At 53.9% G+C, this 14,305-nt stretch carries 19 protein-coding genes; 16 read left to right on the forward strand and 3 right to left on the reverse strand.

Annotation, left to right across the window (positions count from 1 at the left end; all coding sequences use genetic code 11):
- The first annotated feature begins 2 nt into the window (after positions 1-2).
- The 14 genes from FHU12_RS26450 to FHU12_RS26510 are packed head-to-tail and all read left to right on the forward strand — an operon-like array spanning position 3 to position 10,845.
- Positions 3-545 (forward strand): phage neck terminator protein, encoded by a 543-nt coding sequence (locus FHU12_RS26450; RefSeq protein WP_376698859.1) that lies wholly within the window; start codon positions 3-5, stop codon positions 543-545.
- 3 nt (positions 546-548) lie between these two features.
- Positions 549-2,030 carry a DUF3383 domain-containing protein gene (locus FHU12_RS26455; RefSeq protein ID WP_141972773.1) on the forward strand — a complete coding sequence of 494 codons (1,482 nt, stop codon included), beginning with the start codon at positions 549-551 and terminating at the stop codon, positions 2,028-2,030.
- Positions 2,031-2,039: 9 nt separating this feature from the next.
- Complete coding sequence (locus FHU12_RS26460) at positions 2,040-2,480, forward strand: DUF3277 family protein (protein ID WP_141972775.1); 441 nt, start codon at positions 2,040-2,042, stop codon at positions 2,478-2,480.
- 10 nt (positions 2,481-2,490) lie between these two features.
- Positions 2,491-2,934: a phage tail assembly chaperone gene (locus FHU12_RS26465; protein WP_141972777.1), complete on the forward strand. Its 444-nt coding sequence runs from the start codon at positions 2,491-2,493 to the stop codon at positions 2,932-2,934.
- A 56-nt stretch (positions 2,935-2,990) separates the two neighbouring features.
- Positions 2,991-3,122 (forward strand): DUF6889 family protein, encoded by a 132-nt coding sequence (locus tag FHU12_RS27505; RefSeq protein WP_376698860.1) that lies wholly within the window; start codon positions 2,991-2,993, stop codon positions 3,120-3,122.
- Positions 3,112-5,100 carry a lytic transglycosylase gene (locus FHU12_RS26470; protein WP_141972778.1) on the forward strand — a complete coding sequence of 663 codons (1,989 nt, stop codon included), beginning with the start codon at positions 3,112-3,114 and terminating at the stop codon, positions 5,098-5,100. Before FHU12_RS27505 ends, FHU12_RS26470 begins: the two co-directional genes overlap by 11 nt.
- Positions 5,100-5,696 (forward strand): phage baseplate protein, encoded by a 597-nt coding sequence (locus FHU12_RS26475; RefSeq protein WP_141972780.1) that lies wholly within the window; start codon positions 5,100-5,102, stop codon positions 5,694-5,696. The genes FHU12_RS26470 and FHU12_RS26475 overlap by 1 nt, the downstream gene beginning before the upstream one ends.
- Entirely contained in the window at positions 5,683-5,988 is a 306-nt protein-coding gene (locus FHU12_RS26480; RefSeq protein ID WP_141966635.1) for a phage baseplate plug family protein, read from the forward strand. The genes FHU12_RS26475 and FHU12_RS26480 overlap by 14 nt, the downstream gene beginning before the upstream one ends.
- A 31-nt stretch (positions 5,989-6,019) precedes the next feature.
- Positions 6,020-6,964 carry a phage protein gene (locus FHU12_RS26485; RefSeq protein WP_141972782.1) on the forward strand — a complete coding sequence of 315 codons (945 nt, stop codon included), beginning with the start codon at positions 6,020-6,022 and terminating at the stop codon, positions 6,962-6,964.
- A 1-nt stretch (position 6,965) separates the two neighbouring features.
- Complete coding sequence (locus tag FHU12_RS26490; RefSeq protein ID WP_141972784.1) at positions 6,966-7,721, forward strand: Gp138 family membrane-puncturing spike protein; 756 nt, start codon at positions 6,966-6,968, stop codon at positions 7,719-7,721.
- Positions 7,718-8,071, forward strand: a complete 354-nt coding sequence (locus tag FHU12_RS26495) for a contractile injection system sheath initiator (protein ID WP_141972786.1) — start codon at positions 7,718-7,720, stop codon at positions 8,069-8,071. The genes FHU12_RS26490 and FHU12_RS26495 overlap by 4 nt, the downstream gene beginning before the upstream one ends.
- On the forward strand, positions 8,068-9,261 hold the full coding sequence (locus tag FHU12_RS26500; RefSeq protein ID WP_260440791.1) for a baseplate J/gp47 family protein: 1,194 nt from the start codon (positions 8,068-8,070) through the stop codon (positions 9,259-9,261). The genes FHU12_RS26495 and FHU12_RS26500 overlap by 4 nt, the downstream gene beginning before the upstream one ends.
- Positions 9,258-9,929, forward strand: a complete 672-nt coding sequence (locus FHU12_RS26505) for a DUF2612 domain-containing protein (RefSeq protein WP_141972790.1) — start codon at positions 9,258-9,260, stop codon at positions 9,927-9,929. Before FHU12_RS26500 ends, FHU12_RS26505 begins: the two co-directional genes overlap by 4 nt.
- Entirely contained in the window at positions 9,922-10,845 is a 924-nt protein-coding gene (locus FHU12_RS26510; RefSeq protein WP_185742256.1) for a glycine-rich domain-containing protein, read from the forward strand. The genes FHU12_RS26505 and FHU12_RS26510 overlap by 8 nt, the downstream gene beginning before the upstream one ends.
- Before the next feature lie 26 nt (positions 10,846-10,871).
- Here FHU12_RS26510 and FHU12_RS26515 read toward each other — a convergent pair whose 3' ends face one another.
- From FHU12_RS26515 to FHU12_RS27255, 3 genes are read right to left on the reverse strand one after another with little or no spacing between them, the layout of a single operon-like run.
- A complete protein-coding gene (locus FHU12_RS26515) occupies positions 10,872-11,888 on the reverse strand; it encodes an acyltransferase family protein (protein WP_141972793.1) in 1,017 nt (338 codons plus the stop codon).
- Between the two features lie 2 nt (positions 11,889-11,890).
- On the reverse strand, positions 11,891-12,154 hold the full coding sequence (locus FHU12_RS26520) for an XRE family transcriptional regulator (protein ID WP_141966638.1): 264 nt from the start codon (positions 12,152-12,154) through the stop codon (positions 11,891-11,893).
- Positions 12,155-12,190: 36 nt separating this feature from the next.
- Complete coding sequence (locus tag FHU12_RS27255) at positions 12,191-12,364, reverse strand: hypothetical protein (RefSeq protein ID WP_153860755.1); 174 nt, start codon at positions 12,362-12,364, stop codon at positions 12,191-12,193.
- Between the two features lie 112 nt (positions 12,365-12,476).
- Here FHU12_RS27255 and FHU12_RS27260 point away from each other — a divergent pair, with 112 nt between their 5' ends.
- On the forward strand, positions 12,477-13,790 hold the full coding sequence (locus FHU12_RS27260; protein WP_185742350.1) for a hypothetical protein: 1,314 nt from the start codon (positions 12,477-12,479) through the stop codon (positions 13,788-13,790).
- Positions 13,687-14,304 carry an SGNH/GDSL hydrolase family protein gene (locus FHU12_RS26525; RefSeq protein WP_260440765.1) on the forward strand — a complete coding sequence of 206 codons (618 nt, stop codon included), beginning with the start codon at positions 13,687-13,689 and terminating at the stop codon, positions 14,302-14,304. The genes FHU12_RS27260 and FHU12_RS26525 overlap by 104 nt, the downstream gene beginning before the upstream one ends.
- Position 14,305: the final 1 nt, after the last annotated feature.

The following is a 14,305-nucleotide window of genomic DNA, read 5'->3' on the forward strand; positions in this document are numbered from 1 at the left end:
CCATGAGTAATGACAGCACAGCGCCTGGATACCTGACGCCGGTCAGTGATGGGCCAACCTACGACGAAGCGCTGGAGCGCCAGATCAGTCGGTGGATCCGTGGTGTCACCGGCATGGACGCGGGCGACGTTTATCCGCGCTGGACTGACCCGCAACCGCAGATACCGAAAAACGGCAGCACCTGGTGCGCCTTCGGTATTACCGGCGTGCAGGAAGACGCAAACCCCGCGTATATCCAGGGCGCTGAAAACGCCGAACAATGGTCGCACGAAACCATCGATATTCTGATGTGCTTCTATGGCCCGCAGGGAATGGCGGTAGCAACCCGTTTCCGTGATGGCCTGTTTGTCTCGCAGAACAATGACGAGCTGAAAAACAGCGATCTGACCCTGCTCGACTGTGGGCGGATATTCAACCTTCCAGAACTCATCAACAACCAGTGGGTGCGCCGGTATGACATCGCCGTGCGCCTGCGTCGCAAAGTGATCCGCGAGTACGGCATCAAGTCGCTGGTGGAAACACCGGTTCAATTCTTCGGAGAATAATCTATGTCACAGGGCTTACCTGTATCGAACATCGTCAATGTGACGGTGAATATGGCGCTGCGCGCTGCACAGGGGCGCAATTTCGGCGCGCTGCTGATCGTCGGTGGCTCTGATGTCATTGATGGCAGTCAGCGCATGCGCAGCTATTCGGGAATTACCGACGTCGGCGCGGATTTCGGTATGGAGGCACCGGAGTACAAGGCCGCTAACCTGTATTTCCAGCAGACGCCGCAGCCGCGCACGCTGTACATCGGCCGTTGGATTAAAGAAGACCAGGCAGCGCTGTTGCGCTGTGCCATTCTGACGCCGGCGCAGCAGGCAATCAGCACCTGGGCATCGGTAACCGATGGCGCGATGAAAATCAGCATCGACGGCACCAACAAGACGATCACCGCCGTGGACTTCTCAGCAGAAACCAACCTGAACGGCGTGGCCGCGCGGATCGCTGAGAAGCTGAGCACGGCTAACGTGACGTGGGACGCAGTGAACAGCCGATTCATCATCACATCAAAATCGACTGGCGCATCGTCGGCGGTGGGGTATGGTTCGGCTAACACTGCAGGAACGGACATCTCGGCAATGATGGGTGCGGTGCAGAATGCCGGCGCGCTGGCTATCCCGCGTTCCGCTGCTGAAAATATTCAGTCCTGCATCTACAAACTGGCCGACATGTCTACCGGTTGGTATGGCCTGCAGATCGCCGACACATCGCTGAGCGATGACGACGTGATCAGCGTGGCGGCCTTTATCCAGTCCGATGACGTTTCCCGCATCTTCGGTTACACCACGCAAAACACCGGCGTGCTGGATCTGGATAACGAGAACGACATCGCCAGCAAGCTGAAAAATGCCAAATACGGGCGCACCTTCATTCAGTATTCCAGCGCGAGCCCGTATGCCTCGGCGTCCATTTTCGGGCGTGCGTTTACCGTGAATTTCCTCGGTAACAACACCACGATCACGCTGAAGTTTAAACAAGAGCCAGGGATCGCCGCAGACACCCTTGGGCAGACAGAAGCCAAAACGCTGACGGCGAAAAACTGCAACATGTTCGTTAACTACGACAACGATACGGCGATTATTCAAGAAGGTGTGATGTGCAACGGCGATTTCTTCGATGAACGCCACGGTCTCGACTGGTTGCAGAACTATGTTCAGAACAATGTTTATAACGTGCTCTATACCAGTTCAACCAAAGTACCGCAGACTAACCCGGGCATCACTCGGCTAATGACCAGCGTCACCGGATCACTTGAGAAGGGCTCTGACAACGGCCTGATAGCGCCGGGCGTGTGGAATGGTGACCCAGTAGGAAACCTGAATACGGGGGACACACTGACGACTGGTTACTACACCTATGTGCCGTCGGTAGATACGCAAGCCCAAGCTGACCGTGAAGCTCGTAAAGCGCCGGTGATGCAGTGCGCTATCAAACTGGCCGGCGCCGTGCATTTCGCCGACGTCATCATCAACGTTAACCGCTAAGGGGCAAAAATGTCTACTTACAGCTTTTTGGATTTTTCTGCCTCTATCGTTGGTCCCGGTGGTGCGTTTGATCTGGGCTATGGCTCAGGCAACGCCGAAGAAGGTGTGACCGTCACCATGCTGGAGGCAAAAAATACCATGACCATTGGTGCCGATGGCACACCGATGCACAGCTTGCACGCCGGTAAGGGTGGCACGATCACAGTGACGCTGCTCAAGACCTCGCCAACCAATGCGAAACTGAGCGCGATGTATAACGCTCAATCGCTATCTTCCGCCACCTGGGGCAATAACGTGATCGTGATGCGCAACAGCGCCAGCAACGACGTTTGCACCGCACGCTCGGTCGCGTTCCAGAAGCAACCCGACTGGCAGAACGCCAAAGACGGCGGAACTGTGTCCTGGGTATTTGACGCTGGTCTGGTCGATCAACTGCTTGGCACCTTCTAAGGAGTGATGCATGGAATTTGAGATTAAAGGCCAGCAGTACCGCGCGGCCAAACTTGACGCGTTCGCTCAGCAGGATGTGGCTATCGCATTGGCGCCGGTTTTATCCGGCCTTATCCCTTTGCTGAAAGACGTCATGGCCGGTAATGGGAAATCGCTGCAGGAGGATAAAAGCCGCCTGTTTGACGAGATTATTCCGCTGGCGGTGAAAGCCATCGGCCAACTGAGCCGGGAAGGGCGCGCGGAGATCAACCATGCGTGCCTGTCAGTGGTCACCCGGCAACAGGGTAAGGCGTGGTCAAAAATCTATGAGCCAAGTCAGCGCGTGATGATGTTCGATGACCTCAACGGACTGGATCTGGTGAAAATCGTTGGCAACGTGGTGCGGGATTCCCTCGGTGATTTTTTTCCCGCACTCCCCGTGAGCGACAACAGCGAGGACCAGGAATCAGCTTAGCGCTTGAATCGCTGGCAAAGGGGCGCAGTTATCTGCTGCGCCCGGTACATGCCCGCATGTGCAGCTTTGAGTCGCTTAAAGACGGCACGCTGTCACTGGCTGATATTGCGCTGATGAATGAGTCGCTTGATGTCGAGGCGGAAAATAATTACCTGATAAAAAAATGGCAGGCAGAAAATGAACGCTGAAACCATCAAGGACTTCCTGATCTCGCTGGGGTTCGACATCGACGAGGCCGGCGGCCGCAAGTTCGAATCGGTGGTTTCCGGCGTCACGATGAATGCGGTCAAGATGGGCGCTGCGGTCGAAGCGGCCGCGCTGACCGTCGTCGGGTTCACGACCAAAATCGCCAGCGGTCTCGACCGTCTCTATTGGCAGTCTCAGCGTACTGGCGCCACTGCTAACAATATCAGGGCTATTGGCTATGCGTTCAGCCAGGCGGGCGGCAGCGTGGAGGGATTCAACGGCACGCTGGATAACTTGGCGCGCTTCCTTCGTTCGACACCAGGCGCAGAGGGATTCCTACGTAATCTGGGCATTCAGACGCGAGATGCGGCCGGCAATCTGCGTGACACTGCCCAACTGGTGACGCTGGTCGGCGACAAGCTGGCGAAAATGCCGTACTACCGCGCCAACCAGTATGCGCAGATCCTCGGCATTGACGAAAGCACGTTGCTGGCAATGCGGCGGGGTGTGAAGGGGTTCACTTCTGATTATCAGAGCATGCTGCAGGCGACGGGGTTCGATTCGCAGAAAGCGGCGGAGCAGTCGAACAAGTTCATGACCCAAATGCGCGGTCTGGCGAATCTGTTCGGCATCATGCGCGATAAAATTGGCGGTAATCTTGCCGGCGGCCTGGCCGGGAATCTCGAAAGCTTCCGCAAAAATATCCTGCTCAACTTCCCCAAGATAGAGGGGACGATCACTGCCGTGCTGAAAAAGGTGCTTTCGCTGGCCGATAGCATCATGACGCTGGTTTATCGGGGCGTGCAGGGCGCCGGCGATCTCATGAGGTGGTGGGATCGGCTGGATGATACAACCAAGGGGCTGATTAAGGTTCTGGGCGGCCTGCTGTTGGCCTGGCGCATGCTGAATAGCGCGTTCCTAACCTCCCCGATCGGCATGGTCACGGCGCTCATTGCTGCGCTGGTGGCGCTCTATGACGATTATCAGGTCTGGAAAGAAGGCGGCGACAGCCTGATTAACTGGGGGAAATGGAAGCCTGAAATCGATGCCGCGATGAAGGGCATGAAAGAGCTTCGGGATTCCATATTCAGCGTCGGGCAAGAAATTGCCAAGCTGCTGAACATCGATCTGAAAAGCTGGTCGCTGAAAGGTGATATTGCCGACTTAACGAAGCAATTCGGCGAGTTCGGCAAGATGATGACGATGATCGGCGATCTCATCAACGCGTTGAAGGATGGGAACTGGAGCGAGGTAGGCAGACTTGGCAAGGCGTTGCTTAGCCAGGGGCAGGGAAATCCTGACGCGTTGCCTGCTGTCACCGACAGCGCGAACAGTGCCGCCGATTGGGTGAAGGACAAAACAGGCTTTGACCCGCGCAGCGTTGGGCAGTGGATACGCGGTCAGTTCTCAGGTGCCAATGAGCCGCGCGGCATCCGTAACAACAATCCCGGCAACCTGAACTACGTCGGCCAGAACGGCGCGATGCTGGAAGATCACGCCACACCCCGCTTTGCTCGCTTCAATTCTGCTTTTGAAGGGTTCGCGGCGCTGGGTAAGCAGATCAAGGCGTACTACAACGGGACGTCAAAGGCCGCAGGTTATCAGAAGCTGCAATCTGTAGAGGACATCATCAGCCGCTTTGCGCCGGCCAGCGAGAACAACACCCAGGCCTATATCAACAAGCTGAGCAAAATGCTCGGCGTTGGTCGGGGTGACTCGCTGAATATTCAGGATCCACAGGTGCTGGCAACGCTGATGAATGGCATCACGCAGATTGAGAACGGCAAAAATCCTTACGCTCCAGAAATGGTGCTGAAGGCGGCTCAATCAGCCGTTGGCGCTGGCGGCTCGAATAGCTCCGTGTTCAATATCAACGTGCAGGGCGGCGGTGATCCACGCGAAACGGCGCGTCTTACCGGTGATGCGGTTGAGGGCGTTTACCGCCGGCAGACACGCAACATGCAAACACAGGTGGGCTGATGGATATTTTATCTGTGCTGTTCTCCCAGCAGCGGCGCCGCATCGGCATTATCGTGCCGAGCGTGGCAATCAGCGAGAAGCACATGGACGCGACGGAAATCACCGAGCACCCCGTGGAGCTCGGCGCACCGACAAGTGACCATGCTTATGATCGCCCAGCTGAGGTGACGATGGAGCTGGGGTTTGCCAGCGGCGGATCGCTGATCGATGGAATCGACACGACCGAGATTTTTAACGTCAGTACCGGTTTATCGCTGGGCACCAGCCCGGCGGACGTCTATCAGCAGCTGCTGGAGCTGAAAAAAAGCAAAGTGCCTTTTGCCGTGACCACCGGAAAGCGGCAGTATCAGAACATGCTGATCCGCGCTATTGAGGTGCTGACCGATAAAACCAGCGAGAACGTGCTGATGACAACGCTCACCCTGCGCGAGCTCATCATCACTGAAACGCAGAAGGTGACGACCACACCGTCGGAAAACATGCAATCACCCCAGGACACCGGCGGCGTGAGCAACACAGGGCTGAAAAACCCGACCACACCGGAAAAGCAGCAGAGCATTTTAAAGTCTGCAGGAGGCTTCCTTGGCATTGGTTGAAATCCCCCTTACGCCGGTATCTCAGCAATTTGCTATCCAACTGGCCGGCGTGCAGTACCAGCTTACGCTGATGTGGCGCGATATGGCCGGGTGGGTACTGGATATCGCGAGCAACGACAGAACGCCGATTATTCAAGGTATCCCGCTGGTGGCCGGTGCTGACCTGCTAGCGCAGTATCGCTACCTCGGGATTGGCGGCCAGTTGTTCGTGATGTCAGATCCCGCCGTGCTGGCGCCGCCGACGCAGACCAACCTGGGCATTGAATCCCACCTATACTTTCTGACCAACTGACCGCCTCCGGGCGGTTTTTTATGGGGCGCCTATGACCACTAACTGGATGCGAAAATGCAGCCTTATCGTGGCGAACGATGCCGGGGAAGGGCTGGAGTTATCCGGCCTGAAAATCAGCTTCAACATCAGCAGGCCCGACATCAGCTACCCCGCCACGGCGATGTTCAAGATTTACAACCTGAGCCGGAACACCAACAGCCGGATCAGGCAGAACGAATTCACGCAGATAAAGTTTGTCGCCGGCTACCAGGACAATTTCGGACTGATTTTTTCCGGTCAGATCCAGTATTCCTACAGCGGGCGTGAAAACCCGACCGACACCTACGTGGTGATCCAGGCGGCCGACAGTGACCAGGCGCATAACTTCGCGGTGATGAACACCACGCTCGCAGCCGGGTACACGCAACAGGACGTACACACCGCGCTGATGAAGCCGATCGGGGTTTACGACATCGTCGCCGGCGCTACGCCGGAATTTGCCACCACCAAGGCGCCACGCGGTAAACCGATGTTCGGCATGCACCGGGATGAAGTTTCCAGCCTGGCGGCGCAGTGCAAGGCAACATGGCGCTATGAGAACGGGCGCCTGCAGATGGTGCCGGCAAACGCCTATCTGGCCGATGCCATCGTGCTGAACGCGCAGACGGGCCTGATCGGCATGCCTGAGCAAACCATTAACGGCGGCATCAACGTGAAATGCCTGATTAACCCGAACATCCAGCTCGACACGCTGATCCGCCTCGACAACAAATCGATAAACCAGGTCGGCCTGTCAAACCAAGAGATCGCCACCGGCAGCACAGCGGGCGCCTCAGTGCAGCAGCCGGCAGTGCTGGACATGGACGGTGATTACATCGTGAAGAACATCGCCTATTACGGCGACACGCGCGGCAATGCCTGGTATCAGGACATGATCTGTATTGCCAAGGGCGGCGCGGGGCTGCTGAACCAATCCACCATCCGGGCAGGAGCATAACGTGGTAACGAACAACGAACGCCAGGACTCCCCTGAGCTGGTGCTGAAAGCCGTGGCTGATTCGCTCAGTACCAGTCTACGGGTGGCAATGCCCGGCATCATCCAGTCTTTCGACGTTGACGCGGTAACTGCCACGATCCAACCGGCTGTAAAAGCCTCTGTGCGGCAATCTGACGGCTCCTTGTCATCGGTGGCGCTGCCACTACTTGTTGATGTTCCTGTCGTGTTCCCGCGCGGCGGAGGCGTCACGCTGACGTTTCCAGTGACTGCCGGCGACGAGTGCCTTGTCGTGTTCGCCGACCGCTGCATCGATTACTGGTGGCAGAACGGCGGGGTGCAGGAACCCGTAGACCAGCGACAGCACCATCTTGCAGATGCTTTTGCGCTGGTCGGGCCGCAGTCTCAGGCGAAGAAAATCATCGGCATCAGCTCCACGGCCGCGCAACTGCGCACCGATGACGGCGCCGCATTTATCGAACTCGACCCAGACAATCATGCCGTTAACGTCACCACACCGGGAAAACTGACCGCCAGCGCGCAGGGCGGCACAGAGATCAATTCCCCAGAAATCGTGCTCAATGGCAACGTGACGATAAACGGCAACCTGTCGCAGGGCATGGGTGCAGACGGCGGCACGGCGACGATGCTGGGGCCGGTGAGCGTGACGAACGACGTCAAGGCTGGCGGCGTCAGCCTGCAGACGCATAAACACGGCGGCGTAGAAACTGGCAGCGGCCAGACAGGAGGCCCGGAGTGAAGTACCGCAAAGAGGACGAGAACGGCGATTACACCTTCGGCCAGGGTGATAACACCTTTTTGGAGAACACCCCGGAGGCGGTCGCACAGGCTGTGAAAACGCGCTTTGAACTGTGGACGGGCGAATGGTTTCTCGATGTGACCGACGGCACGCCGTATCGTGAGACGATACTCGGCAAGCACAAATCAGCCGCCTACAACATGGCTGTGCGCGAGCGGATCCTCGGCACGCAGGGCGTGACCGAAATCCTCAAATTCACCACGGAATATAACCCAGATACGCGCCGCGTGACGTTCACCGCGACCATCAACACGCTGTACGGCGAAACGACTGTAACCAGCGAGGCATAATGCTCAATCTCGATACGCTAGGGCTTGCGGCCACAGTGACTGCGAGCGGGGTCAGCGCGCCCGATTATCAGACGATACTCAACACGCTGACCGGTTATTTCCAACAGATCTACGGTGACGATGTTTATCTGGAACCTGACAGCAAAGACGGCCAGATGCTGGCTATTTACGCGCTGGGCATCCACGACGCGAACAACACAGCGATCGCCGTCTATAACTCGTTCAGCCCGGCAACAGCGCAGGGGCGCGGTTTGGCCTCCAACGTGAAAATTAATGGCATTGCAGTAACGCCGGCGTCTCGCTCCACTGCTGATGTGCGGATCGTGGGGCAGGTCGGCACGCTGATCACCAACGGCACAGTGCGTGACAGCAACGGCATCACCTGGTCATTACCTGCCAGTGTGGTGATCGGCATAGATGGCACAGTCACCGTGACAGCAACGTGCCAGGTTGATGGCGCCGTCGTGGCACCTGCAGGTAGCATTACCGAGATCGGCACCCCTACGCGAGGTTGGCAGTCGGTAACCAACCCGGCAGCCGCAACCGCTGGGCGAAAAGTGGAGACGGATGCGGAGTTGCGCCAGCGCCAGGCTAAATCCGTGGCTATCCCATCGCTGACGGTGCTGGATGGCATTATGGGCGCTGTAGCGACCCTGGACGGCGTAGAGCGCTACCGTGGGTATGAGAACGACACCAGCGTAGAAGATGCCAACGGCTTACCGCCTCACAGCATTTCGCTTGTTGTTGCCGGCGGTGACGCGGCGGCGATCGCCAAAACCATCGCCACCAAGAAAACGCCTGGCGGCGGCACCTACGGCACGACCACAATCGACGTTACCGACAAATACGGCATCGTGCATCCGATCAGCTTCTTCCGCCCGACCAGCGTTAATATTTACGCGCGCGTCGAGATCAAAGCGCTGCAGGGTTACACGTCGGCGGTCGGCGAGGAAATCAGAACGGCTGTTGCGGCATACATCAACGAAATCGAGATCGGCGATCCGGTATACCTGACGCGTCTATTCCTGCCTGCCAATCTGAACGGCAGCGCAGACAGCGCAACGTTCGACATTACCGACCTGCAGATAGGCACCTCACCGGGTAGCCTGGCGCCGGCAAATGTCGTGATCGGGTTCAACGCGGTAGCCGCCTGTGCGCCGGCGAATGTCGAGGTGGTGGTGATCCCATGAGTGAGACGAAATACCAAAAGCTCATCACGTCCTATCACAAGCACAAGCCGAAATTTTACGATCATATCTCCCTCATCACACAGCCCCTGATCGACGTGCAGAACGCCACAGCGAAGCTGATTGACGATTTCGACCTGGACACTGCCGTAGGTAAGCAGCTGGACGCTGTCGGATTGTGGGTGGGAATAGGGCGGAAGATTGCCACGCCGATCACCGGCGTTTATTTCTCGCTGGACGATGAGGAACTCGGTTTTGATGCCGGGCTATGGCGTGGCCGATTCGATGCCGGTGGCTTCACTGAACTGGACGATGACACCTACCGAACCATCATTCGCGCGAAAATTGCGGCCAACCATTGGGACGGCACCACGGAGACGCTCAGTGATGTCTACCAGATTATTTTCCCAGACGGAAAAACGAAGATTTTCGCCGTCGATAACTTCGACATGACGATGTCGGTGTACATCACCGGCGACCGCATTACGCCGGTCATGAAAGCAGTGATCGAGCTGGGTTATCTGGACATCAAACCGTCAACCGTCCGCATCAAAAATTACACCATCACAACCGAGTCGGGGCCGCTGTTTGGCTTCGACATCGATAATGAATTTATCTCCGGCTTCGATAAGGGCGCATGGGGAACACTGCTGGGAGCATCACATGGCTAAGAACGAATTTTTACCCTTCGGCACTGCGGCAAACGCCAACGTTTTACCCAATACTGACTATCAGACGCTACCGGCACGCTCTGCGGGCTTCAGTTCGGGCGTAGCGAAGTCCGAGGAACTCAACACTGTATGGCGCCAGGGCTCGACAATGGCCGCTGTGCTGGGGCAGTTTATCGCCGATAAAACCGGTCAGGATGTGCTGGATGATGGCGATGTGAATGGCTTGCTGGATAAGCTCAAAGTGGCGATGGGCGGCTGCCTGATTGGCATTCAGCGCTTCACCGCATCAGGCACTTACACGCCAACACCTGGAACGCGATACGTGATTGTCGAGGCTGTTGGTGGCGGTGGCGGCGGAGGTGGTTGTGCCACACCTTCGTCAGGAACTGTATCTGCGGCGGCTGGTGGGAACTCAGGAACTTACGGAAAGGGAAAATATACCATAAATGGAAACGTAGCGGTCACTGTTGGAACCGGAGGGGCTGGAGGCATTGCATCAGATACTACATCAGGAGCAACGATTGGCGAGCCAGGTGGTGACACGAAATTTGGTACATTATTGACCTGTCCTGGTGGTAACTCAGGACTGGCGGCGAACTCATTTCAAATACCAAATATTTGCCAGTCAATCCCACCCAAAACCCTTCAGCCTACGGGAGCGAATATAGCATCCATTGATGGCGAGTCTGGCGGAAATGGATTTGCGTTAGGCGCAGGGATTTCAGGAAAAGGCGGGAGTAACCCACTAGGTTCTGGTGGAGCATCTGTCGGCGCAAGTGGGAGCAATTCCGTAAAAGGAAATGATGGTTCGGGGTATGGTTCAGGTGGAAGTGGTGCTTTTGCCGGCCCAAGCGCACAAGGGAAGAATGGCGGGAACGGTGCGCCGGGACTAGTCATCGTGTGGGAGTTTACTTAAATAAATCGGACTGTATAAATCGCCCATTAAACGGGCGATTTTTTAGCAATAGGCCTAACTTTGTCTCTTATCTTATTTATCTTGCGATCTATTAAATGAAGAGATAGCGAGATGGCAACAGAAAAAGCAAAGCACAAAGCAAATGTGTAATATGTTCTTGGTTGAAGGTTCAATATATTAACCAGAACAAACCCGGCAGGGATGTGTACAAGATAAAGAGGATAAGATAGCTCACCAAGCAGCCTTCCGAAAGGCGATTGCTTAATATTTATAGAGTTAGCAATAAACAGCAAAGAGAAAGCAATTGAAAGGTAAAATGTGTATGTTGAGATATATCTCCATTCTTTATCAGTATACCCAGATAACATGAAGTATGTTGGAACCGCGTAACTAAACACCAATCCAAGGATTGATGTTACAACTGCGCCTTTAAACCTCAATCCGCCCACAGGTAAGAATCTTGCTGCGCATCCAAGAGAAAAACCAAGTGACCCGGCAAATATAGTCCCGTATCTTGAGTTCCAATCAAGCCCAGCATCTGTAGCTGTATACAAAAAATATACATGGTAAATAACAGAAATGATAACCCAGAAAGTGATGAATTTTGAACCCAGTCTGATTGCAAATGGAATTGCTGCATAAAAAAACAACTCTACAAATAGAGTCCAGCTAGGCGGGATTGTCCTTTCTTGAACATTAAAGTCAAGTCCAATTAAGGTTATGTTCATAAACCAACTTTTAATTGTTGATGGGATGGATAGGTTGGGGTCAAAAACATGTGTGTTTTTAGTGCCAAAAAAATTTATAGATAGTATAGCAATAAAAAACACTAGAAAATATATAGGGTAGATTCTAAGAATCCTGTTTATTGCATATCTTTTTATGCCATCAAAACTTGTTCCGTAGCGCTCGCATATAACCGTAGTCATAAGATAACCACTGAGGATATAGAAAGAGAAAACGGCATATCTACCCACCCCACCTATTATCCATAGATGATTAGAGCATACCAAGGCGGCAAGTATAAATCTAAAGTAACCCATGATTATTTTATCTCAGCTCCGATTTCCTGCATCTTCTTCAGCACTCGGTTTAAATCATCTTCTGACAGGACAAGCTGAGAAGCCATGAAGAACAGGATATGTGGAGACATGGCGCGCGGTTCTGCCCCGCCAGTGTATTTTCTCCACTGGCTATTACTGGCAACGCCTGCGATATCTGCCATTTGATTACCTGTGTAACCCAGCTCTGATTTTAGCCGCTCCAGGTCTTCCGGCGCGGGTGGGGTGTATTCGTTTATCAGTCTCATTGCGCACCTGCGAAAAAGCCCCTTGCGGGGCTTCTTTTAAATAAATTTGATGATGATGGTAGTTACCGTGGCGACCGCACCGATAAGACCGGTTGCGACAGCTACCGGATACCACATTGTTTCCCGGTTAATCTTCGCTGTCTCGGCCATTAGCTTGGCGATTTCAGCGTGAATCTTTTCAAGCTCTGCGGTGGTCATGTCGTTTGTCATCTCGTTCTTCCTTTCGGGTTCGGGCTGCGGCCTTTCCGCTACCTCATGTAATAAATAATAGCCCCATTGGTGCTAATTGTCAATAACCAACTCCACAACACCGGAGAAATATATGTCATCTGAAGGATTGCCAGTTGATGGCGTCGTCGGCACAGACATTGTGCTGGGAGCCCGCAGCACACAACAAGCAACTGACGAAGCAAAGAGCAGCCTGTCGGCAGATAGCGCCGCTCAGTCGGCTGATGCCGCGTTTAAGTTCAGCCGCCAGGCTAAAGAGGCTGTTTCAGGCGCTGATGATGCCGCTGAACGAGCCGAGACGGCCGCAGAAAACGCCCAGAACATCGCAGATGCCAATACCTATTACACATCATCAACCGATCCTGACGGCACGATCGCAGGTATAGCCGGGACGCCAGACGGGAAACTGTTTCGAGTAGCAATACCAGATGGTGGCGGTGTTACGGTCATCTTCAATTACTACAAAAATGCTGGCGGGGTGGCTGAGTTTATTAATTCGGAGGCCAGTGAGCGGTTTGTTACATCGGTATCGCGCCGCGTAATGCAGGCATTGCGCCGCGTTGGTGCGTTAGAAAGTAAAACGAAGCGCATTGCACAAAGCCGCGAGCACTTTTCTACGGCGCAGGATATGTCGGGCAATGTGCTGACATCATTTGAATTCGGCCGATTTGACGCGTTTGGGGCTGGTAATAGACTGGTTAAATCTATCGCTAAAAAACTACGGATAACTCAAAAAATGTTAAAGCCGATGCGTGACCTTGGGAATCTCATTGCGATAAAAGACATGTCTGATAATGTCATTCTCGGGTTTAAAGATGGAATGTTAGTTGCTAAAGGCATTCACAAAGACACATTAAAAAGTTCAGCGATAATGAGTTTTACTGATGGTAGCTCGCTGTGGCCATACCGCGCTAAAGTGGCAAAGCATGATATTGGCAGCAACCAAAACCTGAGAATTATCACTGTCGGCGATTCTTGGATGGAGTGGAAATCGATTTCTCAGGCTATCGCTAATTTGATTTACTCCAAATATGGACGCGGTGGAGATGGATGGGTTTCATTTAACATTGACGGCGGAACGGAAACGAACAATTGCCTGAATAACGTGTCAATCGTTCACAACGGATTTACTGTTTATGATGCCTCAAACGGTAGCGCGCCGAATAGTGACATTGGGTGTTCACATGATGGGTTTTCCCTGACATCTGCGAATCAGTTTGCGACGCTGCAAATTAATGGGGTTAACTGCAATACGCTGCGCATCAACTATTATGACGGTGACGGCACATTTAATTACCGAGTCGATGGCGCTGGCGACTGGGTGGCTGTTGTGGGTGGTAATACGAAAACGAAAAAAATTCGTCGATATCACAGGGCTGTCGGACGGCGAGCACTCTCTGCGCATTAACACAAATGGGAACACTGGGACGGTTTCGCTTTATGGTTTTAACGCGGATAAACCAATCGGTGCCACGCTATACAAATGCGGCAATGGTGGCATGACAACGCCAATGTATAGTTATGTTTTGCCACACATTCCGCATTTCGTTGAGTACATTAATCCAGACGTAGCGATTATCATAATCGGCATTAACGATTATTGGAAAAGTGTGAGCATTGATGCATTTTATGCAGGGTACAGTGACCTGATTGATTCATACCGCTCAGTTAATAAAGATATGGGCATCATTCTCATTTCTCCGCCAATTCCAAACGCAACCGGCGCTACAAATATGTCGGTATTTAACGATGCGATCAGGAGCCTATCAGTCCAGAAAAATGCCGAGTTCTATAGCGGATATGACGTATTTCCTAAAAATTGGGCTGATGGTGATGCTGCTGGTCTTTGGTTTAACAACCTCCATCTAAACGACGTCGGCGCACAACTGCTGGCAACACAGAACGTTGAAAAATTCTTGTAAG

Source organism: Serratia marcescens, from assembly GCF_006715005.1.
Classification (GTDB): Bacteria; Pseudomonadota; Gammaproteobacteria; order Enterobacterales; family Enterobacteriaceae; genus Serratia; species Serratia montpellierensis.

What these genes read in the sequence shown, in the direction of transcription:
- FHU12_RS26470 (WP_141972778.1), top strand. Translation starts at nt 3,112, where the DNA reads ATGAACGCTGAAACCATCAAGGACTTCCTGATCTCGCTGGGGTTCGAC.
- FHU12_RS26460 (WP_141972775.1), top strand. Translation starts at nt 2,040, where the DNA reads ATGTCTACTTACAGCTTTTTGGATTTTTCTGCCTCTATCGTTGGTCCC.
- FHU12_RS26520 (WP_141966638.1), bottom strand. Translation starts at nt 12,154, where the DNA reads ATGAGACTGATAAACGAATACACCCCACCCGCGCCGGAAGACCTGGAG.
- FHU12_RS26450 (WP_376698859.1), top strand. Translation starts at nt 3, where the DNA reads ATGAGTAATGACAGCACAGCGCCTGGATACCTGACGCCGGTCAGTGAT.
- FHU12_RS26465 (WP_141972777.1), top strand. Translation starts at nt 2,491, where the DNA reads ATGGAATTTGAGATTAAAGGCCAGCAGTACCGCGCGGCCAAACTTGAC.
- FHU12_RS26525 (WP_260440765.1), top strand. Translation starts at nt 13,687, where the DNA reads ATGGCGCTGGCGACTGGGTGGCTGTTGTGGGTGGTAATACGAAAACGA.
- FHU12_RS26505 (WP_141972790.1), top strand. Translation starts at nt 9,258, where the DNA reads ATGAGTGAGACGAAATACCAAAAGCTCATCACGTCCTATCACAAGCAC.
- FHU12_RS27260 (WP_185742350.1), top strand. Translation starts at nt 12,477, where the DNA reads ATGTCATCTGAAGGATTGCCAGTTGATGGCGTCGTCGGCACAGACATT.
- FHU12_RS26485 (WP_141972782.1), top strand. Translation starts at nt 6,020, where the DNA reads ATGACCACTAACTGGATGCGAAAATGCAGCCTTATCGTGGCGAACGAT.
- FHU12_RS26515 (WP_141972793.1), bottom strand. Translation starts at nt 11,888, where the DNA reads ATGGGTTACTTTAGATTTATACTTGCCGCCTTGGTATGCTCTAATCAT.
- FHU12_RS27255 (WP_153860755.1), bottom strand. Translation starts at nt 12,364, where the DNA reads ATGACAAACGACATGACCACCGCAGAGCTTGAAAAGATTCACGCTGAA.
- FHU12_RS27505 (WP_376698860.1), top strand. Translation starts at nt 2,991, where the DNA reads ATGTGCAGCTTTGAGTCGCTTAAAGACGGCACGCTGTCACTGGCTGAT.
- FHU12_RS26510 (WP_185742256.1), top strand. Translation starts at nt 9,922, where the DNA reads ATGGCTAAGAACGAATTTTTACCCTTCGGCACTGCGGCAAACGCCAAC.
- FHU12_RS26475 (WP_141972780.1), top strand. Translation starts at nt 5,100, where the DNA reads ATGGATATTTTATCTGTGCTGTTCTCCCAGCAGCGGCGCCGCATCGGC.
- FHU12_RS26455 (WP_141972773.1), top strand. Translation starts at nt 549, where the DNA reads ATGTCACAGGGCTTACCTGTATCGAACATCGTCAATGTGACGGTGAAT.